The sequence below is a fragment of the Marinobacter sp. CHS3-4 genome, assembly GCF_030053415.1.
Lineage (GTDB): Bacteria > Pseudomonadota > Gammaproteobacteria > Pseudomonadales > Oleiphilaceae > Marinobacter.
The window spans coordinates 301,160-322,033 of sequence record NZ_JASGBJ010000003.1 but is presented as its reverse complement, the minus strand read 5'-3'; the positions used below and the strand labels follow the sequence as shown (position 1 = coordinate 322,033).

The following is a 20,874-nucleotide window of genomic DNA, read 5'->3' as shown; positions in this document are numbered from 1 at the left end:
TCATGGCTGGCACTGACGCTTTCATAGGATTGGGCAGCAATCTGGAAGAACCGTCAGCCCAGCTTGCCCGTGCGGTCATTGCCCTGGCTGCGCTGCCGAAAACGGAGCTGGTGGCACAATCACCCTTCTATCGGAGCCGCCCGGTCGGACCGCAAGATCAACCAGACTTCATCAATGGCGCCGTGTGGATTCGCACGGAGCTGTCGGCTATCGAATTGCTGGATGAACTGCAGGCCATTGAACAGAATCACGGCCGGGAGCGACTGCAGCATTGGGGCCCACGAACCCTCGACCTGGACCTGCTCCTCTACGGTATGGCCACGCTGGCCGAACCCCGGCTGTCGGTCCCCCATCCGGAATTGCCCAACCGTGATTTTGTGCTTCAACCACTTCTGGACCTGGCACCAGACCTAACACTTCCTGACGGCGCCCCCATTGCCGAACTGAGAGCCCGCTGCCCCGACAATAGGCTGCGCAGGCTTGACCCCATTCCCAGAGACCCTATCTGATCACTGCCTATCGGTAAGGATCTCCCGGCATCCTGCCCCCGGCTATTGCCTATCACCGACCCCCGGATTACCCTTAAATAGCCCATCCACTCACAAGGCAAGGATTCTATGGCTGTTACGATCAATACCCTTCGTGAATACAAGCAGAAGGGTGAGGCGTTTTCCGTTCTGACTTCCTACGATGCCACATTCGCCCAGATTGTCAGCGAAGCCGGTGTCGATGTCATTCTGATCGGCGATTCCCTCGGTATGGTTCTGCAGGGCCACGACAGCACCCTTCCTGTCACCATGGACCAGATGGTGTATCACACCTCGTCGGTAGCGACCGGCAATCGCGGCGCCCTGATCATGGCCGATATGCCCTTCATGACCTACGGCACGGCTGAAGCAGCCATGGAAAACGCCGCCGAACTCATGCGAGCCGGCGCCCATATGGTCAAGCTGGAAGGCACTGACTGGATGAAAGACACCATCCATGCGCTCAGTGAGCGCGGCGTTCCGGTCTGTGCTCACCTCGGCCTGACCCCTCAGTTCGTCAACAAACTGGGTGGCTACAAGGTTCAGGGGCGCAGCGAGAAACAGGCCGAGTTGATGATTGAACACGCCTGTGAACTGGAGGCCGCCGGTGCCGATGTGATCCTGCTGGAATGCGTGCCGTCCGCACTGGCCGCCCGCATTACCCAGGCAGTGGACGCGCCCGTGATTGGCATTGGTGCAGGCGCAGATACCGATGGCCAGGTATTGGTGGTTCATGACATGCTTGGAATCACCACCGGCCGCAAGCCACGGTTCGTGAAAAACTTCCTGGCAGAAGCCGATTCAGTGCAAGGCGCCATCGAAGCCTACGTGACTGCCGTGCGCAACCGAACTTTCCCATCTGAGGAGCATACGTTCAAAGCATGAGAACCGTACACACCCTCAAAGAATTACGGACTATCCTTCGCAACTACCGGCAACAGGGCAAACGCATCGCCCTGGTACCGACCATGGGCAACCTGCATGAGGGCCACATTTCGCTGGTCAGGCGAGCCAGCGAAACCGCAGACGTGGTCGTAACCAGTATCTTTGTGAACCCGATGCAGTTCGGGGCGACGGAAGATCTGGACACCTATCCCCGCACCTTGCAGGAAGATCAGGAGGCGCTGACAGCGGCAGGCAACACGATGGTTTTTGCACCGTCCAACAGTGAGATCTATCCCGAAGGCCTTGCCCGTCAGACCCGTGTAATTGTCCCCGAAGTCAGCGAGGGTCATTGCGGCGCCAGTCGGCCCGGCCACTTTGAAGGTGTCGCCACGGTGGTGGCCATGCTGTTTAATATGGTGCAGCCGGATGTCGCGGTGTTTGGCGAAAAAGACTTCCAGCAACTGGCCGTCATTCGCAAAATGACCCGCGACCTGATGATGCCGGTCGAGATTGTCGGTGCGCCCACCATTCGCGAATCGGATGGCCTGGCCAAGAGTTCCCGCAACGGATATCTGTCTAAATCCGAACGTGCAACAGCACCCGTGGTCTACAAGACGCTCAAGGATGCGGCAGCGAAAATCTCTCAGGGCAGAAACGACTTCAAAACCATTGAAGACGAGGCAACCAAGGCCCTGGGCGAAGCCGGCCTGAGGCCTGATTACTTCAACATCGCCAATAGCCAAACGCTGCAACCCGCCGCTGCCGACGATAAGGACATTACGCTGCTGGTTGCGGCATTTCTTGGAACGACCCGACTGATCGACAACCTTTCTGTGTCGCGTCGGTAATCACCTGGTCTGCAAAAACTGAAAGGAATCTGCCATGTCTGGAACTCAACCGTTAACAGAACGACCGGAGTGGCAGGCGCTTGTCCGCCATCAGCAACATCTGAGCGGCACACATATGCGGGATCTTTTCAGCACCGATCCTGATAGAGCATCGCGGTTTGTTCTGAAGGGGGGCGGCCTGACGCTGGACTATTCACGCAACCGGGCCACCCATGAAACCTATGAGAAACTGATTGCCCTGGCCAGCGCCTGCAAGGTGCCAGAGCGCATTGAAGCCATGTTTCGCGGCGACGCGATCAACATCACGGAGAAGCGGCCAGCCCTGCACGTCGCCCTTCGAGACCCCAGTGGCGACAGCATCACGGTGAACGGTGAGGACATCGCCCCCACCGTCGAAAACACCCTGGCCAAGATGGAACGTTTTGTAGATGACGTGACATCCCAGCGATGGACCGGCCGCAGCGGCAAAGCCTTCACTGACGTCATCAGCATCGGCATTGGCGGCTCTTTTCTGGGCCCCAAACTGGTCTCTGAAGCACTCAAGCCATACTGGCAGGGCCGACTTCAACCACACTACGTGGCCAATATCGACGGCACCCAGCTTGCCGAGGTTCTGAATCGGGTGAACCCGGAAACCACCCTGTTTCTGATTCAGTCCAAGTCGTTCAAAACCCAGGAAACCCTGGAAAACAGTAAAGCCGCCCGTGACTGGTTTCTCGAACAGGGCGGCACGGAAGAGGACATTGCCAGACACTTCGTGGCGGTCACCACGAACATTGACGAGGCGGTTCAATTCGGCATCGCCGAAGACAACCTGTTCCCCATGTGGGACTGGGTGGGCGGCCGCTATTCCCTCTGGTCCGCCATTGGCCTCCCCGTGGCGCTGACGATTGGCATGGATAATTTCCGGGCCCTGCTTGCGGGCGCACATGCCATGGATAGCCACTTTCGGTCGGCGCCGATGGCAGAAAACATGCCGGTGATGATGGCGATGCTTGGCGTCTGGTACTCCAATTTCTGGGGCGCCGAAACTCATGCCATTCTGCCCTACGATCACTATCTGCGTATCCTGCCAGCGCACCTCCAACAACTGGATATGGAAAGCAACGGCAAACGGGTGAACCAGAACGGCGATGCACTGAATTATGATACCGGCCCGGTCATCTGGGGCGGCGTCGGCGCCAACGGGCAACACGCATTCCACCAGCTATTGCACCAGGGAACACGTTTGATTCCGGCGGACTTCATCATTCCCCTTCAGACCCACAACCCCGTAGCCGATCACCACGTCACTCTGTACGCCAACTGCCTGAGTCAGTCACGGGCACTGATGGCGGGAAAAACACTGGACGAGGCCAAAGCAGAACTGGCAGAAGAAGGGCTTTCTGCAGCCGAGATTGACTCTCTGGCCCCTCACAAAGTGATACCGGGCAACAAACCCAGTAACACTCTGGTCATGGACAAAGTCACGCCGGAAACACTGGGGGCGCTGATTGCCCTTTACGAACACCGCACCTTTGTTCAGGGCATCATCTGGGACGTGGACTCGTTTGATCAGTGGGGCGTGGAACTGGGCAAGCAAATGGGCAAGGGGATTCTGGACAGACTAACCAGTGATCGGGACCTCTCAACGGAACCCAGCGACAGCTCGACCGACCAGCTCATTCAGTGGTTCAGAAACCGTTCAACGACGAATTAATTCAGGCAGCGGCCCGTGATATTACCCGGCCCTGCCAGGTAAAATCGACAGTCCAGAGTTTCTGATTCCGGTCATAGGATTGCCAGAGTCTTGCATAGCTCCGGCCCGTCGAGGGATGGCAGTCGTCGGGCGCCAGTTCCGCCAGCGGCCTTAGCACAAACGCATTTTCGAGAATTTCTCCCCTGGGCAACTCCACCCCATCGACCTGTCCGACTTCGTCGTCGTAGGTCAGAATGTCCAGATCCAGGGTACGACCACTGAACTTTGGCACATCTCGGCGACGACCATTGTCTGCCTCCAGCTGCTTGAAGCGGACAGACAGCTCGCTCACCGACAGATCGGTCTGCACGCCAACGACCAGGTTAAAGAATGGCTCGCCATCAAACCCCACCGCTTCACTTTCGTAGACAGAAGACAGAGCCAGCTCGCCAAACCAGTGTTGCAGCGCATCCAGAGCACATCGGACGTGTTTTTCGCGTTCGATATTGCTGCCAATGCTTATATAAACTCTGGGCATCAGCGCACTCCACGCTCAATCGAAACACCTACGGCGTTCGCCGACGCGACGGCGCCGGGTTTACGAATCGACAGCCGTACCCAGTGAACATGGAACTCCTCTTGCAAAAGGCCAGCGAGGCCCTCTGCCGCCGTTTCCAGCAGTCTAGGCTGAGCTTCCTGCAAGTAAGCAATCACCTTCTCACTCACTGCTGCGTAATCAAGCGCATCAGATACATCATCCGAACGACCGGGAATGCTGTTATTCCAGGCCATTTCCAGGTCAATCAGAAGCCTCTGATCAACCTCACGCTCCCAGTCATACACGCCGATGATGGTTTCAACGGCCAGACCTTCAATGAATACTGTGTCTACCACTGACGGACTCCACGGGCTTCGACTCTCGGCTGATTGAATAACATACAGGCAACGGATACTCTGCTAGAGACACCCATCGCGCTGGTTGTGGCGCGGTATTTTCTCACAGATCACCCTGGCCCGTCTTTGCCGCCAGGGCATCTAACCTGCTCCAGAAACGACATGGCCATTATCAGCGATCCGGTTCTGACCGTTCTCCTTTGCGCTCTGGGTTATCTGGCTGGCTCTGTGTTGTTCGCCCTGCCCATCAGCCGAGCCTGGCAGTTGCCTGACCCCAGGGCACAGGGGTCAGGCAATCCGGGCGCGACCAACGTCTATCGCAACGGAGGCTGGGCACCTGCGGCGACAACACTGGTGCTGGATGCCGCCAAAGGCGGTTTGCCGGTCTGGCTGGCCAGCGCCAGCGGGCTGTCTATACTCGCTCAGGCGATGGTGGCCCTGTGCGCGGTTACCGGGCACATGATTCCGGTATTTTATCGCTTCAAGGGTGGCAAAGGGGTCGCAACAGCTCTGGGCGCTGGCCTGGCACTGGCCCCGGTGACGACATTGCTGCTCAGTGCAATCTGGGCCTTGGTGATGTGGCGGTGGCGCATTTCCGCGCTGGCATCCATCGTCGCAATCATCAGCGGCCCACTGATCAGCGCCATTCTGGAGCCAGACACCCTGCCCCTGTTCGGGTTGCTTGCCTTATTGATCGTCGTTCGCCACCGGAACAACCTGATACGCATGGCCCAGGGTCGAGAACCAGGCTTTTAATCAACCAGCCCGTTTGACCGGGGCTCTGCCACTGGTGGCAGCGTATTCATCGGCCAGCGGGGCACAGACACGATACGGTCACCGTCCTGCTGACCAGCCATCAGCCGCTGGCAGCCAGCGTAGGCAATCATGGCGCCGTTATCGGTACAGAATTCCGGCCGCGCATAGAACACCCTGGCTTTCTGCCTGGCAGCCATGACCTCCAGACCATCACGCAGGCGTTTGTTGGCGCTAACACCACCAGCAATCACCAACCGCTTACCATTGGTGTGCTCAAGCGCCCGGCGGCATTTGATCACCAGGGTTTCTACCACCGCAGTTTCGAAAGCCAGGGCAATATCGGCACGGGTCTGATCATCAAGCCCGCCAGCCTTCTCCGCTGCCGTCACGGTGTTGAGAGTGAACGTCTTCAAGCCGCTGAAACTGAAATCCAGCCCCGGGCGATCCGTCATGGGCCGCGGGAAGCGATAGCGGCCAGGCGTGCCTTTTTCTGCCAGCGCCGCCACCCTGGGACCCCCGGGGTAATCCAGATTCAGCATTTTGGCTGTCTTGTCGAAAGCTTCACCCGCGGCATCGTCGACCGATTCACCCAGCATGGCGTACTCACCAATACCTTTCACTTCCACCAACTGCGTGTGTCCGCCAGAAACCAGCAGTGCAACAAAAGGAAAGGCCGGCGGATCCGACTCCAGCATCGGCGCCAGAAGATGCCCCTCCATGTGGTGAACACCCAACACCGGCACTCCCAGGGCAAAAGCCAGCGAATGGGCTACAGAACCGCCCACCATCAACGCGCCAATGAGACCAGGCCCGGCGGTATAGGCAATTCCAGTGATGTCGCTTCGGGCTTTTCCGGCGTCGGCCATCACCTGATCACACAGCGGCAAAAGCTTACGAACATGATCTCGCGAGGCCAGCTCCGGCACCACGCCGCCATAATCGGCGTGCATGTCGATCTGACTGAACAGGGCGTGGGACAGCAGCCCCTGTTCGCTGTCGTACAGGGCAACACCGGTTTCATCACAGGAAGTTTCGATACCAAGAATGAGCATGAAAGGCACCAACAGGCTGACGTCGATTGCTTTGAAACCGGCAGTCTACCAGAAACCCGAAACACCCCGTCAGTTTCATCGAACAAACATTGACCTCGGCCATCGGCAGGCGCTATCATTGCCGCCCTTAAATGAGCACTGGTCGAGTTTTAGCCAATTTCCGACCGAAACCAAACCGAATCAATCAGGTAGGTGATTTTCGAATGCCAGCTGTTAAAGTGAAAGAGAATGAACCGTTTGACGTAGCCCTTCGTCGCTTCAAGCGCTCCTGCGAAAAAGCAGGCGTACTGTCAGAAGTGCGCCGTCGCGAGCACTACGAGAAGCCGACTGCCGTGCGCAAGCGCAAGGCTGCCGCTGCTGTTAAGCGTCATCTCAAGAAGCTTCAGCGTGAACAGCGCAAGTTTGAGCGCCTGTACTAAGCTTTACCGGAAGCTGCTCAACTGCAAGTGACTGCCGTTACCGGCGTTGCCGTGTAACGAGCGACAAAATGCCGCCGAGGCCTGGCTTCGGCGGCATTTTTGGCTGTACTCGCAGGATTGGCATTACATAAGCGACCGGAGACATCATGAGTGGACTGATTCCGCAACGCTTTGTTGAAGACCTGCTCGACCGGATTGATCTGGCTGAGCTGATCGGGTCACGGATCACCCTGAAGAAGGCCGGCGGCAACTACAAAGCCCGCTGCCCTTTCCATGATGAAAAAACCCCGTCGTTCAATGTCCGTCCTGATAAAGGGTTTTATCACTGTTTTGGCTGTGGCGCCCATGGCGATGCCATCAGCTTTGTGCGTGAGTATGACGGCCTGGGCTTTACCGATGCGGTGGAAGAGCTGGCCAGACGCGCCGGGCTGGAAGTGCCGTACGACCAACACGCCAAGCAGGAAATGCAGCAGGCGAAAACTCTGACTGACGCGCTGGACTACGCCAGCCAGTTCTATCAGGGCGCTCTGAAGGGCCAGCAGGGCTCCTTCGCGCGGGACTATTTACACCAACGCGGTCTGGATCAGTCGATTATCGACCAGTACCAGCTTGGTTTTGCCCCGGGCACTGGCACAGCACTGTATGACAGCGCCGGCAAAGACATTCAAGGGCCGTTGATTGAAACCGGCACGGTGTCTGACCGCTACGGACGCCCCAGGGACCTGTTTCGCAACCGCGTGATGTTCCCCATCCGCAACAGCCGGGGCCGCACCATCGCCTTTGGCGGGCGAACACTGGGGGATGACAAGGCCAAGTACATCAACTCCCCGGAGTCCGATGTATTCCATAAAAGCCGGGAAATCTACGGCCTTTATGAAGCCAAGCAAGCGCTGCGGCAGGTCGACCGTTTGCTGGTCGTCGAAGGTTATATGGATGTCATCGCACTGGCGCAACACGGCATCCACTATGCGGTGGCGACCCTGGGAACGGCCACCAACCAGGACAGCTTGTCTGCCCTGCTGAAACAGGCCCGGCACATTGTCTTCTGTTTCGATGGCGACGCCGCCGGTTATCGGGCGGCCGACAAGGCGCTGGATAACGCGCTGGAATTGCTGGGCGATGGCATGCATCTGCAGTTTCTGATGCTGCCAGACGGCGAAGACCCGGACACACTGGTGCGACAGGAAGGCCCTGACGCATTCAGAGAGCGCATCGACAGCGCAACGCCACTGTCGCGGTATCTGTTCAACCGACAGAGCGAAGGGCTGGATCTGTCGCTGCCAGAAGATCGCGGCGAGCTGAAAGCCAGGGTGCAGCCGCTGCTGGAGAAAATGCCACGCAGCACCCTGCGGGACGCCATGTGGCATGAAATGCTGCGGCTGTGTCGCAACCAGAACACCTGGCAGAACCGCAAGGGCTTTGGCGGCGAGCAGCGTACTCAGGAAGAGCGTATTGATGTCAGGCTGAGCAAGGATACGCAGCTTTGCCTGGCCCTGCTGGAAGCGCCCGATATGGCGGGTGAAATCGATGAACTTTCCCGCAAAACCCGGGAACTTAAACAGGCCGGGCAGTTTGCGTCATGGATTCTTGAGCAGGGAATCAGAGATCGAAAATCACTGGTGTTCGAGTTAGCCACCGACGCCAGTGCCAGGGCACGCTTTTATGGTTTGTTTGATGGTATTGAACATGTGCCCGCCAGAGAACACACGTTGGCCGGCGCAAGGGAATTGCTCAATCCAAACCAGGAAGTGGCCCGCAAACAACGACTGGCTGCGTTGCTTTCAGAGAAGCGCAACCTGTCAGACCTGACCGCGGAAGAGCGGCGGGAATTGAAGGCGTTGTCTGGTCAGGGCGATCAGACAAGTCAGAGCAACTGACACGCCTTCAACCCTTGATATTTGAAAGTTGGTCACCATCTAACCATCCGGTGGCAGAGCAACTGGGCGACAGCTATAATGGCTGTTTAACTTTTTTCCTTATACAAGCGAGTTTACAGGGTGTCTATGTCAGGCAATTCGCAAAAATCACGTCTTAAAGACCTCATTGCCAGAGGCAAGGAACAAGGTTACCTGACTTACGCCGAGGTAAATGACCACCTCCCGGAAGACATAGCCGATCCGGATCAGGTTGAAGACATCATCCGGATGATCAACGACATGGGCATTCAGGTTGCCGAAGTGGCACCAGACGCCGATACCTTGTTGATGACCGATGGCGACTCCACAGCCGACGAGGCCGCCGCCGCAGAAGCTGCTGCCGCCCTCGCCGCCGTTGAATCCGACGCCGGCCGTACCACTGACCCGGTTCGCATGTACATGCGCGAAATGGGCACCGTAGAGCTTCTGACCCGCGAAGGCGAGATCGTCATTGCCAAGCGCATCGAAGAAGGCATCCGCGATGTGATGGCCGCTGTGGCCCACTTCCCGGGCATCACCGGCACCGTCATCCAGGCCTACGACCGCATCATCGAAAACGAAGGCCGCATCAGCGACATCGTCACCGGTTTTCTGGACCCGGACGGCGCCGAACCGTTCATGGAGGAAGACACCTCCAACGATTCGTCCACAAACGACAGCGACTCATCCGACGATGACGACGACGATGACGACAGCGAAGAAGAAACCGAAAGCGGTCCAGATCCCGAAGAGACCCGCCTTCGTTTCGAACTGCTGAAAGAAAAGCTGGCAGCCTCTGAAAAGGCACTGGCCAAATACGGTCGTGGTCACAAGAAAACCCAGGAAGCGCTGAACGAGCTGGGCCAGGTATTTGCCCCGTTCAAGCTGGGCAACAAAGCCTTTGACGAGCTGGTCAACGTCGTTCGCTCAACCAACGACCTGGTTCGCGAGAACGAACGTGCGATCATGAAAATCTGTGTGCGCGAGTGCAAGATGCCGCGCAAAGATTTCATCAAGTCCTTCCCGGGCAACGAAGTCGACCTGGACTGGGCCGAGCAGCTGACCAAGAGCAAAAAAGCTTACGCTCCGCTGATCGCCGAGCGCGTTGATGAAATCGTTCGCCTGCAGAAGCGCATTGCCAACATCCAGACCGAAGTGGATCTGGACGTGGTGGATATCAAAGAGATCAACCGCCGCGTATCCATCGGCGAAGCCAAGGCACGACGCGCGAAGAAAGAAATGGTGGAGGCGAACCTGCGTCTGGTTATTTCCATCGCCAAGAAATACACCAACCGTGGCCTCCAGTTCCTCGACCTCATCCAGGAAGGCAACATCGGCCTGATGAAGGCCGTGGACAAATTCGAATACCGTCGTGGCTATAAGTTCTCGACTTACGCCACCTGGTGGATTCGTCAGGCCATCACCCGCTCCATCGCGGATCAGGCTCGCACCATCCGGATTCCGGTGCACATGATCGAGACCATCAACAAACTGAACCGCATCTCTCGCCAGATGCTTCAGGAGATGGGCCGCGAACCCACGCCGGAAGAGCTGGGCGAGCGCATGGAAATGCCGGAAGACAAAATCCGCAAAGTACTGAAGATCGCTAAAGAGCCAATCTCCATGGAGACCCCGATCGGCGACGACGAAGACAGTCACCTGGGGGATTTCATCGAAGATATTCAGGCGCTCTCACCGGTGGATTCAGCCACAGCCGAAGGCCTGCGCGAAGCGACACGCTCCGTGCTGTCTGGCCTGACCGCTCGCGAGTCAAAGGTACTGCGCATGCGCTTTGGTATTGAGATGAATACTGACCACACGCTGGAAGAAGTGGGCAAGCAGTTCGACGTGACCCGTGAGCGCATCCGCCAGATCGAAGCCAAGGCCCTTCGCAAGTTGCGTCACCCTTCCCGCTCCGATCACCTGCGCGGCTTCATTGACGATCAGGGCAATCAGGGATAATCCTCTCATTGCGGTAGCGGGCGCCACACCTCACCGGTATAATGGCGCCCGCTTCGTTTCGGCCCTCCCCGAAACGATATCCGGCAATACAGTTTAATCTAAAAGGGCCTATAGCTCAGTTGGTTAGAGCAGAGGACTCATAATCCTTTGGTCGCTGGTTCGAGTCCAGCTGGGCCCACCATATTTCAACGACTTTCCTGCCGCGATACGTTTCTATCGTATCGCATGCCAATCAGGCGTTAAAAAAATCTCTGAACCTGCCCGAGCATAACGATAGTAGCTGCCCAGAGAAACCCAAGCTGAATTCGCAGAGTGAGCTATCGGTCCAGCGATATCGTCGCCTTTTCAGTGACTTGCATAAGTATTGCATATGACCTTCGGGCAAAATCCAATTTTTGAACTATCATTCAAACTGAAACTTCAGAAAAAATCGTTAATGGAGGATTCTTTCCATGGATAAGGCTCGCACAGGGAATTTTTTCCGCAATCTTTCTATCAGTAAAAAACTGTCATTCAGCTTTGCCGCACTCATTTCAATAATCATCGTGATTTCACTCATAAGCATTCGTTCTCTGAACGAATACAACCATCGCGTTTCCATATTGAAGTACGCCAATAGTGCTGAAATCTCGCTTTTGAGAACAGAATTGAAAGAGAAAGACTACCGAATACACAATGACTTTAGCGCTATTAAAGATACAGACAGCCTTTTGGAAAAAACGAAGAATTCACTGACAACCCTTATAGAGCTAATTGAGGAGCCTGGTGACCAACAATTGGTTGAGGAGATTCGCTCCAGCGTCGTTACCTACGAGAATCTGCTCAAAGAGTATGTAGCAAGTATCACGTCGGAAAGTGGATCCGTTTCAGCTATTGAAGATCAGCTTCTTACCGCCGCCCGCGACGCCATCCAAAAAACTGAGCAATTAAAAGCTCGTGAAATGAAACTCATGTCTGAACGCTACGATCTAACAGTGGTCGAAACTATTGCCGGAATGGTCTTTGGTCTCGTCATTGGCTGCATCGTGGCATGGTTGCTGGTACGTTCAATTACACGGCCTGTAAATGCGTCCCTAGACGTTGCCAACAAAGTTGCTTCTGGAAATCTACAAATTGAAAGCCGGAGCGATCGGAGTGATGAATTTGGCCAGCTGATGGCGGCCTTTGGAACCATGGTAACGAGTCTTCGAGAACTTATTCGAGAAATAGACCAGGGCGCAAACAGCATTGCTTCGTCATCGGAGGAACTAACGACCGTCACCGACCAGACAAACCAGGGTGTCAAGGAACAGCAAAGTCAGACTGATCAAGTCGCCACCGCCATGACCGAGATGGTTGCCACGGTGAGTGAGATCGCAAACAATGCCGAGGCGGCGTTTCAAGCCGCTCAACTTTCTAGTGAGAAGTCTGAAAGCGGCGAAAATTCAGTCAACAAAACACTCGCCTTCGTGTCGGAATTGAATACTCAGAGTACCGAGGTCTCGCAACAACTCAATGAGCTCAAATCCGAAACTGACAATATCGCCACGATTCTAGATGTCATCAAATCAGTTGCCGAACAGACGAATCTACTTGCACTCAACGCAGCTATCGAAGCAGCCCGCGCAGGCGAACAGGGTCGAGGATTTGCTGTCGTTGCCGATGAAGTTCGCTCTCTGGCTCAACGCACACAAACTTCAGCCGTCGAGATTGAAACCCTAATAGGCAATCTAGTGAATAGCGCAAACAACGCGGTTGAGAGTATGGGAAAAGGACAGAAGCTTGCCGAGCAAACATTGGAAAGCGCAGAGGTTTCTGGCTCCTCGATCAAAGAGATTTCCAAGGCAGTTGAGGAGATTCTCCGATACAACAGTCAAATCGCGACAGCTGCAGAGCAACAGAGCTCGGTTGCTGAGGACATCAACAAGAACATGACGCAGATTCGAGATATCGGCGATCAGTCTGCCGCTTCTACCGATCAAGTAGCAGCGGCGAGCGAAGAACTTGCCAGGCTTGCACAAGGCTTAAACACGCAGACCGCCCGCTTTCAGGTTTAGTGTTTACATAATCTTGAATTAGAGCCTGAGTCTGATGATTTGGGCTTGAACTAGCAGTCACGACTCAACTATTTGAGTCTCTCAGCTTTGGCGTCGTTATCAGTATTGGTAATCGCCGTTGTTCCACAGAATGCTGTTTTGACCTTGCTAGCTGCTTACTCTTCAGTTGCGGTTAGCTCGGGTGACTGGATCGTCGACCGAAAAGGATCCGGCAGCTCTTACAACTGGTTGTAGTATGTTCTGCGCTGCCCCCCACATCAAAGGGCTCGAATCGATAACTCCAATCTGGAAAATAAACGATACGAGGAATGAAGTGGAGTAAGCGCAATCGGTAAGCCTAGTATTTTTTTCATTCTAAACATCGAGGCACGCGGATCTTTACGTGCTCCAAATGAATAGACCTCTTTTAAAATGATGCGATTAGAATTAGTGGCCAGACGCCACGCACTTATAGCGGCTATCCTAAGTATTCTTTGTTTTGGATTTGTCATCGCTTCTTGGGTGTTTAAATTCGATACGGCTCCCTACATCTCATGGCAATGGTATGTAGGGATATCAGTGACAATGCCCATTCTAATCATGTGGTATTTGTCCCCGGAGCGAATTTCAAATCGATTGGCACGACATCTCCAACCACACCCGCCAACAAAAGTATTTGAAAATATTGTTGCGGAGATCGCCATCGCACTTGGCGAGCCTGTGGAAAATATCCAAGTCAGCGATTGCTCTGTAGCTAACGTCGCGATGCTGCCTTGCTCAGACCGAGAGATTGTTGTGGCAACAACAGGTGCCTTGGAGCGACTCGATCGTTACGAGCTGCAAGCATTGGTTGCGGCCCAATTCGCGGGTATGCGCGACCGCTGGTGTCGGTTAGCTACACGAGCGGAAATTCTTTGGTGGCTTCTGCTCTGGATACTTGGTTTTTCATTCCTTTTGAGCTGGTTTTTAGATGGGCCAATTGCTTTTACTTACTCTGTTTTCTATCTCTTCGCTTTGTTTGCATGGGGGTTAGCCCCAAGATGGATCGAACAAGCTCGTGATCTCTGTGCCGATGTGGTAGCGGTTCAAAAAACCTTAGAACCAAAAGCTTTGGCACGCGCGATGCGCAAGCTTGCAGAGCAAGCCAGCAGCGCTGATGAAGTTCAGTTTGGATCATTTTTACTACCAAGTAATCCATTCATCGTTCTTCCGAGACGTATTAACGTGCGAAAATCATCGAGTATCGGGAGGTGGAGTTCGACAGATGAGGTTCGTTTAGAGCTACTGCTTAGAGCCGATAGAGCTGAAGCAATGGCGAACGGTGAGAATCCCAGCGATTTTACTGGGCGAGAGTACCGTCGCCGATGGCGTCTAATTGGTAAAGGTAAGTAGCCACATTATTATCCCGTTACCCCGCGATAAGTGTCTATTGTATTGCATGCCAATCAGGCGTCATCTGAACATCAACACCGACGTGCTTTCGTGTGGTTCTCTGTGGGGAGCAAATAACTCGCACCGCAGAATGGCTAGCACTCTAGATTATTGTGGTGTTCCGAAACGTTCTACAAGGCTCTCATAATCCTATGGTCGCTGGTTCGAGTTCAATTGGGCCCACCATCTCCCGCACAAGACGGACCTCTCTGGTACTGAAACCATAAAACGTCCGTTTTGACCAACCTATGGTTACTTAGGTAACCAAAAATGACCGCTTCACAACCGAAGTTCTGTTTGGTCGCAAAGCGAACGTTCAGATTAAGAGATAACGCCTGAATTCAGCGGCGCTTGAGGCGACGCCTATCTTTTCGAAAGCAATCATGGGTGGCGGGTCAAACGTCCGCTGCAATGATCTGTTATTTGTCGCTTGCACCGCACTGACATGCACCGCCGCCAGATAAGGATTAGGACAATGGAACAAGTTTGCCACCCATCGGTAATGCGTAGCTATACCTGACATGCGCAGATTTGCGTTGATCAGGCGCTGACTCCATTACTTGAACCGGGAACCCAGCCAGCATCTATCCCTCTCAGCCATGAATAGTTAACACGTGAAATGAAGCGGTCCGCTGCCCACGCTCGCCAGTTTAAACGTGAGGTGAGCCCTAGTTTAATACCTGTTTCTTTTAGCACCGTACGGAGTCGACCAGTTTTCAAACTCTCTTTTTATTTACGCGTTGCTCATGAGTTCGAGTGGTAGTGTCTATACTTCTCTTAAGGCCCTGGCATGTTGGCGTTGTCTGTATGGGTATCCCTTGCAAGAGTATAGAAGGGGGACACTATGACTCGAATCTCAGTCCATGGTATCTGTAGGCAATGGCTGCATTGTGGATTCGGATGGTTTTCAACGTTTTTGCTGAGTGCCTGCGTCGCTAACGTGCAATATGATGCGGCTGTCCCTGTGATCCCTGAACAGGTTCGAGGGGAGCTTCACAACGAGTTGGTGGAACTCCGATTTCCTCAGTTGATTCTGTATGCCCAGCTTCAAGCGTTCGATTGGGACGGTCAGTACCTCTTGCCCCCGCTGGGCCTCTGGTTAAATATCGACCCCAAGGGCAAGCCTCTTACCATCACGACATCTAAGGTAATGTTGCTCTCAGATGGAGAGCCGGCACCCACAGTCGCTTTTCTGGGGCCGGATGTCGCCTGGTTCAGTCCTCGGGCACTGGCCGCAGGTTGTGGTCCACGTTTCTATCGAACCGGGATCGGATTGACGCGATTTGGTGCTTCTCAGGAGTCCGTTCTCAAGGCTGATAACACTCTGGGCATTTTCAGACCATCTGAAGAGCCTATTCGTTTCACAGAAACGAGCTGTTTCCTTTTCTGGTTTGACACCGATTCCCTCCCGACTCATGAATTCCTGTTGAGTATCAAAGGTGTCTCTATTGAGGGTAAAGAGATTGAAATTCCTGATATCCGTTTCAAAAAGGGGACGCTCAACCAGCTTCGTGTGTTCCCCTAACAGCTCTCGAGGCTGCCAGCGTGGCGCTTTCCAGAGGCTTTGCATATTTCTGAGAACAGCGCTTGCTTTGAAGGTCCTCGTCCTCTCCGGCTGCGCCTGGTACGAGGAGACCTATAAAAACCCTGACAGACAGTGCTTCGTGCCAGAAAATGAATTGTTTCAGGCGATCCGTTGTGAGGCATTTATTGCCGTTAGGTGCCTTTCGATGCCGGAGCCGACAGATTCAGTCCTTTCACCCAGAGGTTACCCGTCTGTTTTTGTCGATGTTGCAGATGGACCGCGTGCGCCGTTGGTGGGCAATTTAACTGCACATGTAAACCCATTCCCTATTTATGCCAAAAATTCCCCATGGCAGACCCTAAAGCTTGACCTCTCAAAGATTCTAGAGGCACATGGATACTCGATTGCAGGACATCCCGATAAGGCTGTTTACAGGCTTGTTGGCGACGTCACCTTTCTAGATGTTCGTTCGCGGACAGGTTGGCTTGAGGGGACCACTCATGCAGAAGCACGGTTTACGGTGGATCTGACAGGGCAGGGAGAAGAACCTGCAAGACACTTGGGTTTCACGGGTGAATACGAAGAAAAATTCTCCTACGCCTACTTGAGCGATTATGAATCGATCTTGGGTAAAGCCTATTGTCATGCGCTGGAAGATTTTGCGTCCGCAATCACACATGACCTAACGCAGGGTTTACTGCGGAATAAAAGTGATTGAAGTGAGCTGATCCGAAGAAACGCGAATGTTCGCTTTTGTTTGCAAGCGCCACTTTGGACTTCGCAGCAATGGCAGTCAGCCTCCGTTTTACCCGGCCGCTTTATGGTGTCACTACCAATTCTAAGTGTTTCTGACACCCCATACCGGCCGTTCCTGTGCCACAATCGTACCTTTTCAAATATCCACACGATCAAAGACATACTTGATTGCGGTAATGCGTCGCGCGCGAGAGGGTTTATAAATGTCTGAGTCAGTATTTAAGGCAACACTGGTTGTCGCTGCTCTTTTCTTCACGGGCTTTTTCGCTTCGATTGTCTTACCTCCGCTTATCGAGAATCCCGATGTATGGGGCGCATTCGCGGCAGGATTTGTTAACCCGTATTCCAGTGGCTATTCGATGGACGTCCTTGTTTGCTGGGCCATTCTTGCGGCCTGGGTAGTTTACGAGGCCAAGATATACTCGGTTCGGAAAGGATGGGTTTGTTTGCTGCTTGGCATCGTCCCGGGAGTCGCGGTGGGCTTTGCTCTCTATTTGCTAATTCGCGAAAGGCAAATCAAAGAGGTTAAAAGTGATTCTTAACAGGCCGCTAGGTTCAAAGGAAGATTTGACCTTGAAAAACTTAATCGCGCTTTTGACTTTTCTCGTGTTTTCGCTGGCACTTTCGGGATGCGCAACGCCTTATTATGGACTTAGTGAAAAAGAGTGGAGCAAACTCTCTGACGAAGAGAAAGAAGCTGTTAAGGCTGACTATCAGGACTTGATGGCATTACGAGAAGACCAAAAAAGCAGAGATGCTCATGACGCAAGAACCCAATCAATCATAGACTGGGCGAATAATCGGCCAATACGGGGCAGGTGATTACTGCTTAATTGACGTTCGGGCACTCGATTGAATATGCAAGTTTCGATTCAGACTGCAAGAAGCAAACAACTGAAAGGGATTCACGAGTTAGTCCTGGAATGGGGCTATTCAGTAAGCGAGCCAGAAACTCTTGAGTGGCTTAAAGCATCGGCGAATTCGTCAAATCATCAATTATTCGTGGCTGTTTCTGATGATTCGGTTCTTGGGTGGATCGCTGTCGAAAAACGCCTATCGCTCGGTCAGGGTTTTATCTCAGAAATAACTGGCTTGGTCGTGCGCTCAAGTCATAGACGATCAGGCATCGGGCTTTTGTTGGTAAATGCTGCCGAAGACTGGTCTCGAAATTTAGGTCTAACGCGTGTACTCGTTCGCTCTAACGTGCGTCGTTTGGAATCTCATAAGTTTTACCCTTCTATCGGTTTTGATCTTACGAAAACGACTAATGTATACACGAAAGAGCTTAACAGCCCTAACCGGCCAAGGAAGACGGGTGCGTGAGACGCGCCGCAAAGGAAAAGCTAAAGCCCCCCAAGACCGGTCACGGCAACCAGCCATCGGGGGGCTCTCAATTTCTGTCAGGACTTCTTAATACGAGAGACACCAATTCCCAGAAGACCGGCAAGCATGATCAGAATGGATGCTGGCTCCGGCACGTCACGGGGCTCGTAGGCATAATAGCCACCCACGGCATCGATATCGATCGAGACCTCGGTGGAAGCGTTGTCGATTCTCAGATAGTTGATGGCGCCTGAAAACAGGCCGTTGATATCAAGGCTGTTTGCGACAGCATTTACCATACCCAGAAAGGTGAACGAAATATTGTCCGTGCTGGCATAAATATTGGCTGTCTCATTAACCGAGCTAGCGACATCAACAACAAAAATGTCATCTCCCGCGCCGTCACCCAGTCCTCCTGAAAACCCCACGGTAATGGAGCCCGGATTGGTGGGTGGATCGAAGTCATCTCCCAAGAAGAGGCCACCACCATCTGGTGCACCGGTCACATCACCAGAGCCAAAGGAAGTGACGAAGCTAGAAGCCACAAGGCTGTCCGCATATATTGGTGTTGCCTGAGCAGGTGATATCCAGATCAAACCCAGAATCATCAAGAGGCAAAAACAGGCATTCTTTTTCATAGCATACGCTCCATGTTGTTTTGGTTTTCGCGTTCATACAGACTACACGTACTGCTTTGATTCGGGAGCAATAACAGTGCCATGGGCAGTATTGTGATGTGTTTATCAGTGGTTGTGATGCCGGCTTACATTCACCCCAAGCGACAGATCACTAAGTTTGTAAAGAATTTCGACAACCTTCATTCCATCTCTGCCTGGTTCGTACAACCTGTCATATCCGGTGAGACGTAAGCGTCCGGCCCCTTAAGAGTTGCCAGAACAGGCGCGCCGACTACAATTCGTCGATGTCGCGACCCCGTCTCACACGAACAATATCGGCCATGATGGCCAGTGCGATTTCTGATGGCGTTTTGCTGCCAAGCTGAAGACCGATGGGCATGTGAATTCGACGGATGTCTTCATCGCTAAGCCCACCCGAACGTCGCAGGCGCTCTGAGCGTGCTTTAGAGGTCTTCAGAGACCCCATCACACCAATGTAGCTTGCCGGGGTTTTAACGGCGGCCATCACCGCCAGGTCATCGATTTTCGGGTCGTGGGTTGCTGCCACCACCGCTGTGGACGCGGTGCAAGTGCCCTCGGCACTGATATAAAGCGATGGTAAAACCGGCTGAAACTGAACACCCTCCGGGAGGCGCATGTTAGCCGTCACTTCCTCACGGGGGTCGCAGACAATCACTTCATAACCCAGGCTCACGGCAAAACTGGCGCAAGCTTCGGCAACGGCTGAGTAGCCAGCCAATATGAGCCGGGCAATGGCGCCAACCCGGATGGTCACTATTTCTTCTGCCTGGCTGACCACCACTCGCGGCCCGGTGGGTTCTATCGTTTCAAGCCACTTTGCACCGTCTGTCAGCCTGACTTGTCGTGCAACGGGGGGCTGGCCGGACACCATGGCGTCGAGTATCCGGGCACAATGAACCTTGGTCTCTTCATTGGCACTCATTTTCTCGATAAGCACTTCCAGCACGCCGCCGCAGGGCAATTTGATGCGGGGGTTACCCCGGTCATCTTTCGAATCACCATAACGCACCGTAACCGCTGGGGATTCAAAATCGCCGGTGGTCACTCGCTCAAGAAAGTCTTCCTCAACACAGCCTCCTGAAAGCGATCCAACATGTTTACCGTCTGCCGAAGCGACCATGAGTGATCCGGGCTCGCGGGGTGATGAGCCAAAGGTAGACAGCACGGTGCAGAACCAGATGGTCCTGCCCTCTTCCAGCCAACTAATGGCCTGCGTGACTACCTGATAATCCAGATTATTCATGGCGTGTTCTCAATCAAAACCCCAGATAACCATGCCTGAGTTCGTGCTGGAAGGGCCCGAGATGACGTTCGTTAATATCCGCTATTACCCCATCCTTTCGGGCCGCATCGTAGCAGCGATCGAACTCTTCAGCGATCAACGAATCTCGGAATACCATCTTGTAGGGTGACGGCGGAAAGATGGGTGAAAAACGTAAAGCCGCGTGGGGATCGAAATTCGGGCTGAATTGCTGGTCGTTCGCCAGCCTGCGATTGATTTCCGCAATGATCAGTCCATCCGCCAGAATGGCATCTACCCGCTTGAGGAAGAGCAGCTTCGAATGAACACGCTGATCTGCTATCTCAAGCACGGAAGCAATATCAGGCACGATTTCATTCAGCTCGAGCAGTTCGACGCCATTTTTAAAGGTCACGAGGTGAAGATCAGAAAGGTCTTCAATGGACCGGATAGGGCCGGTTCGGGAGCTGTCATAATAAGCCCCGTTCTGATACCAGATGTAAGCCGCTGTTCCAGCCCCTGCAAGATTCGCAGCCAAAGGGACTGTCATGGCTGCGTCATAATTCTGCTGTTCCCGGTAGGTTCGCAGGTGTCGCCCGAACGGTTGAACCACAAACTCCGCCTGGTAACCACAGAGGTTCAAAACCTGATCGACGATTTCTGCATCCCGGCCTGTGCCCCCCTCTCCAGACGCACCAGGGAGATCAGGCGCCGCGATCCGGATATGTTCGACGGCCTTGACGCTGACAGGAACCAGACAACAGATCAGCCATACCACGGCAGTAAGAACAACCACCGCTGGAACGCTCCCCGCTCGCCGGGGCATCTGTCGTATGTCTATGCTTGTCATCTGGGACGCACGTGGTGACGTTTCATAGCTTCGTCTAGCGACAGTATTGCAGGCTTTTTCGAAAATTTCCCCCTCGATCAGGCATACCCATACCGAAAACTGGCGAAATGCCGAATCACGACCCAGACTGCCATAAAGCCCCAGTCCGGAGGACACGCC

At 53.9% G+C, this 20,874-nt stretch carries 22 protein-coding genes and 1 tRNA gene; 16 read left to right on the top strand and 7 right to left on the bottom strand.

From position 1 onward, the window contains the following. The first annotated feature begins 2 nt into the window (after positions 1–2). The 4 genes from folK (QLQ17_RS15185) (at position 3) to pgi (ending at position 3,959) form a co-directional block, all read left to right on the top strand. Positions 3–509: a 2-amino-4-hydroxy-6-hydroxymethyldihydropteridine diphosphokinase gene (gene folK, locus QLQ17_RS15185; protein WP_283210455.1), complete on the top strand. Its 507-nt coding sequence runs from the start codon at positions 3–5 to the stop codon at positions 507–509. Between the two features lie 108 nt (positions 510–617). Beyond that, positions 618–1,412 (top strand): 3-methyl-2-oxobutanoate hydroxymethyltransferase, encoded by a 795-nt coding sequence (panB, locus tag QLQ17_RS15180; protein WP_283210454.1) that lies wholly within the window; start codon positions 618–620, stop codon positions 1,410–1,412. Continuing rightward, positions 1,409–2,260, top strand: coding sequence for a pantoate--beta-alanine ligase (gene panC / locus QLQ17_RS15175; RefSeq protein WP_283210453.1), 852 nt, complete (start codon positions 1,409–1,411; stop codon positions 2,258–2,260). The genes panB and panC overlap by 4 nt, the downstream gene beginning before the upstream one ends. A 34-nt stretch (positions 2,261–2,294) precedes the next feature. Further along, positions 2,295–3,959 carry a glucose-6-phosphate isomerase gene (pgi, locus tag QLQ17_RS15170; protein WP_283210452.1) on the top strand — a complete coding sequence of 555 codons (1,665 nt, stop codon included), beginning with the start codon at positions 2,295–2,297 and terminating at the stop codon, positions 3,957–3,959. Position 3,960: 1 nt separating this feature from the next. Here pgi and folK (QLQ17_RS15165) read toward each other — a convergent pair whose 3' ends face one another. From folK (QLQ17_RS15165) to rpmJ, 3 genes are all read right to left on the bottom strand, one after another. Further along, positions 3,961–4,476, bottom strand: a complete 516-nt coding sequence (gene folK / locus QLQ17_RS15165; RefSeq protein WP_283210451.1) for a 2-amino-4-hydroxy-6-hydroxymethyldihydropteridine diphosphokinase — start codon at positions 4,474–4,476, stop codon at positions 3,961–3,963. Next, positions 4,476–4,832 (bottom strand): dihydroneopterin aldolase, encoded by a 357-nt coding sequence (gene folB, locus QLQ17_RS15160; protein ID WP_283210450.1) that lies wholly within the window; start codon positions 4,830–4,832, stop codon positions 4,476–4,478. The genes folK (QLQ17_RS15165) and folB overlap by 1 nt, the downstream gene beginning before the upstream one ends. Before the next feature lie 63 nt (positions 4,833–4,895). Next, entirely contained in the window at positions 4,896–4,973 is a 78-nt protein-coding gene (gene rpmJ / locus QLQ17_RS17190) for a 50S ribosomal protein L36 (RefSeq protein ID WP_502867394.1), read from the bottom strand. A gap of 21 nt (positions 4,974–4,994) precedes the next feature. On the opposite strand from rpmJ, the gene plsY reads away from it, so the two are divergent. Beyond that, positions 4,995–5,588 carry a glycerol-3-phosphate 1-O-acyltransferase PlsY gene (gene plsY, locus QLQ17_RS15155; RefSeq protein ID WP_283210449.1) on the top strand — a complete coding sequence of 198 codons (594 nt, stop codon included), beginning with the start codon at positions 4,995–4,997 and terminating at the stop codon, positions 5,586–5,588. On the opposite strand, the gene tsaD is transcribed toward plsY, so the two are convergent. Continuing rightward, complete coding sequence (tsaD, locus tag QLQ17_RS15150; protein WP_283210448.1) at positions 5,585–6,640, bottom strand: tRNA (adenosine(37)-N6)-threonylcarbamoyltransferase complex transferase subunit TsaD; 1,056 nt, start codon at positions 6,638–6,640, stop codon at positions 5,585–5,587. The two genes, plsY and tsaD, sit on opposite strands and share 4 nt — an antisense overlap. A 203-nt stretch (positions 6,641–6,843) precedes the next feature. Between tsaD and rpsU the strand changes: the two genes are divergently transcribed. From rpsU to QLQ17_RS15095, 11 genes are all read left to right on the top strand, one after another. After that, positions 6,844–7,059: a 30S ribosomal protein S21 gene (gene rpsU, locus QLQ17_RS15145; RefSeq protein ID WP_007153483.1), complete on the top strand. Its 216-nt coding sequence runs from the start codon at positions 6,844–6,846 to the stop codon at positions 7,057–7,059. 146 nt (positions 7,060–7,205) lie between these two features. Continuing rightward, positions 7,206–8,936, top strand: a complete 1,731-nt coding sequence (gene dnaG, locus QLQ17_RS15140; protein ID WP_283210447.1) for a DNA primase — start codon at positions 7,206–7,208, stop codon at positions 8,934–8,936. Between the two features lie 126 nt (positions 8,937–9,062). Then, positions 9,063–10,916, top strand: coding sequence for an RNA polymerase sigma factor RpoD (rpoD, locus tag QLQ17_RS15135; protein WP_283210446.1), 1,854 nt, complete (start codon positions 9,063–9,065; stop codon positions 10,914–10,916). Positions 10,917–11,020: 104 nt separating this feature from the next. After that, positions 11,021–11,097: transfer RNA gene (locus QLQ17_RS15130), tRNA-Ile, on the top strand. Between the two features lie 271 nt (positions 11,098–11,368). After that, positions 11,369–12,952: a methyl-accepting chemotaxis protein gene (locus QLQ17_RS15125; RefSeq protein ID WP_283210445.1), complete on the top strand. Its 1,584-nt coding sequence runs from the start codon at positions 11,369–11,371 to the stop codon at positions 12,950–12,952. A gap of 564 nt (positions 12,953–13,516) precedes the next feature. Next, entirely contained in the window at positions 13,517–14,323 is an 807-nt protein-coding gene (locus tag QLQ17_RS15120; RefSeq protein ID WP_283210444.1) for a M48 family metalloprotease, read from the top strand. Positions 14,324–15,206: 883 nt separating this feature from the next. Continuing rightward, on the top strand, positions 15,207–15,887 hold the full coding sequence (locus QLQ17_RS15115; protein WP_283210443.1) for a hypothetical protein: 681 nt from the start codon (positions 15,207–15,209) through the stop codon (positions 15,885–15,887). Positions 15,888–16,026: 139 nt separating this feature from the next. Next, positions 16,027–16,605, top strand: coding sequence for a hypothetical protein (locus QLQ17_RS15110; RefSeq protein WP_283210442.1), 579 nt, complete (start codon positions 16,027–16,029; stop codon positions 16,603–16,605). 241 nt (positions 16,606–16,846) lie between these two features. After that, positions 16,847–17,185 carry a DUF2834 domain-containing protein gene (locus QLQ17_RS15105; protein WP_283210441.1) on the top strand — a complete coding sequence of 113 codons (339 nt, stop codon included), beginning with the start codon at positions 16,847–16,849 and terminating at the stop codon, positions 17,183–17,185. A gap of 31 nt (positions 17,186–17,216) precedes the next feature. Further along, positions 17,217–17,465, top strand: coding sequence for a YgdI/YgdR family lipoprotein (locus QLQ17_RS15100; RefSeq protein WP_283210440.1), 249 nt, complete (start codon positions 17,217–17,219; stop codon positions 17,463–17,465). Positions 17,466–17,501: 36 nt separating this feature from the next. Continuing rightward, a complete protein-coding gene (locus QLQ17_RS15095) occupies positions 17,502–17,966 on the top strand; it encodes a GNAT family N-acetyltransferase (protein ID WP_283210439.1) in 465 nt (154 codons plus the stop codon). A gap of 77 nt (positions 17,967–18,043) precedes the next feature. Here QLQ17_RS15095 and QLQ17_RS15090 read toward each other — a convergent pair whose 3' ends face one another. The 3 genes from QLQ17_RS15090 to QLQ17_RS15080 form a co-directional block, all read right to left on the bottom strand. Further along, a complete protein-coding gene (locus QLQ17_RS15090; RefSeq protein ID WP_283210438.1) occupies positions 18,044–18,604 on the bottom strand; it encodes a PEP-CTERM sorting domain-containing protein in 561 nt (186 codons plus the stop codon). A gap of 271 nt (positions 18,605–18,875) precedes the next feature. Beyond that, positions 18,876–19,868, bottom strand: coding sequence for an XdhC family protein (locus QLQ17_RS15085; RefSeq protein WP_283210437.1), 993 nt, complete (start codon positions 19,866–19,868; stop codon positions 18,876–18,878). A gap of 13 nt (positions 19,869–19,881) precedes the next feature. Continuing rightward, the gene (locus QLQ17_RS15080; RefSeq protein ID WP_283210436.1) at positions 19,882–20,871 is read right to left on the bottom strand and encodes a transporter substrate-binding domain-containing protein; all 990 of its coding nucleotides are present in this window, start codon (positions 20,869–20,871) and stop codon (positions 19,882–19,884) included. Between the last annotated feature and the right edge of the window lie 3 nt (positions 20,872–20,874).

What these genes read in the sequence shown, in the direction of transcription:
- folK (WP_283210455.1), top strand. Translation starts at nt 3, where the DNA reads ATGGCTGGCACTGACGCTTTCATAGGATTGGGCAGCAATCTGGAAGAA.
- panB (WP_283210454.1), top strand. Translation starts at nt 618, where the DNA reads ATGGCTGTTACGATCAATACCCTTCGTGAATACAAGCAGAAGGGTGAG.
- panC (WP_283210453.1), top strand. Translation starts at nt 1,409, where the DNA reads ATGAGAACCGTACACACCCTCAAAGAATTACGGACTATCCTTCGCAAC.
- pgi (WP_283210452.1), top strand. Translation starts at nt 2,295, where the DNA reads ATGTCTGGAACTCAACCGTTAACAGAACGACCGGAGTGGCAGGCGCTT.
- folK (WP_283210451.1), bottom strand. Translation starts at nt 4,476, where the DNA reads ATGCCCAGAGTTTATATAAGCATTGGCAGCAATATCGAACGCGAAAAA.
- rpmJ (WP_502867394.1), bottom strand. Translation starts at nt 4,973, where the DNA reads ATGCCCTGGCGGCAAAGACGGGCCAGGGTGATCTGTGAGAAAATACCG.
- plsY (WP_283210449.1), top strand. Translation starts at nt 4,995, where the DNA reads ATGGCCATTATCAGCGATCCGGTTCTGACCGTTCTCCTTTGCGCTCTG.
- tsaD (WP_283210448.1), bottom strand. Translation starts at nt 6,640, where the DNA reads ATGCTCATTCTTGGTATCGAAACTTCCTGTGATGAAACCGGTGTTGCC.
- rpsU (WP_007153483.1), top strand. Translation starts at nt 6,844, where the DNA reads ATGCCAGCTGTTAAAGTGAAAGAGAATGAACCGTTTGACGTAGCCCTT.
- dnaG (WP_283210447.1), top strand. Translation starts at nt 7,206, where the DNA reads ATGAGTGGACTGATTCCGCAACGCTTTGTTGAAGACCTGCTCGACCGG.
- rpoD (WP_283210446.1), top strand. Translation starts at nt 9,063, where the DNA reads ATGTCAGGCAATTCGCAAAAATCACGTCTTAAAGACCTCATTGCCAGA.
- QLQ17_RS15125 (WP_283210445.1), top strand. Translation starts at nt 11,369, where the DNA reads ATGGATAAGGCTCGCACAGGGAATTTTTTCCGCAATCTTTCTATCAGT.
- QLQ17_RS15120 (WP_283210444.1), top strand. Translation starts at nt 13,517, where the DNA reads ATGCCCATTCTAATCATGTGGTATTTGTCCCCGGAGCGAATTTCAAAT.
- QLQ17_RS15115 (WP_283210443.1), top strand. Translation starts at nt 15,207, where the DNA reads ATGACTCGAATCTCAGTCCATGGTATCTGTAGGCAATGGCTGCATTGT.
- QLQ17_RS15105 (WP_283210441.1), top strand. Translation starts at nt 16,847, where the DNA reads ATGTCTGAGTCAGTATTTAAGGCAACACTGGTTGTCGCTGCTCTTTTC.
- QLQ17_RS15095 (WP_283210439.1), top strand. Translation starts at nt 17,502, where the DNA reads ATGCAAGTTTCGATTCAGACTGCAAGAAGCAAACAACTGAAAGGGATT.
- QLQ17_RS15090 (WP_283210438.1), bottom strand. Translation starts at nt 18,604, where the DNA reads ATGAAAAAGAATGCCTGTTTTTGCCTCTTGATGATTCTGGGTTTGATC.
- QLQ17_RS15085 (WP_283210437.1), bottom strand. Translation starts at nt 19,868, where the DNA reads ATGAATAATCTGGATTATCAGGTAGTCACGCAGGCCATTAGTTGGCTG.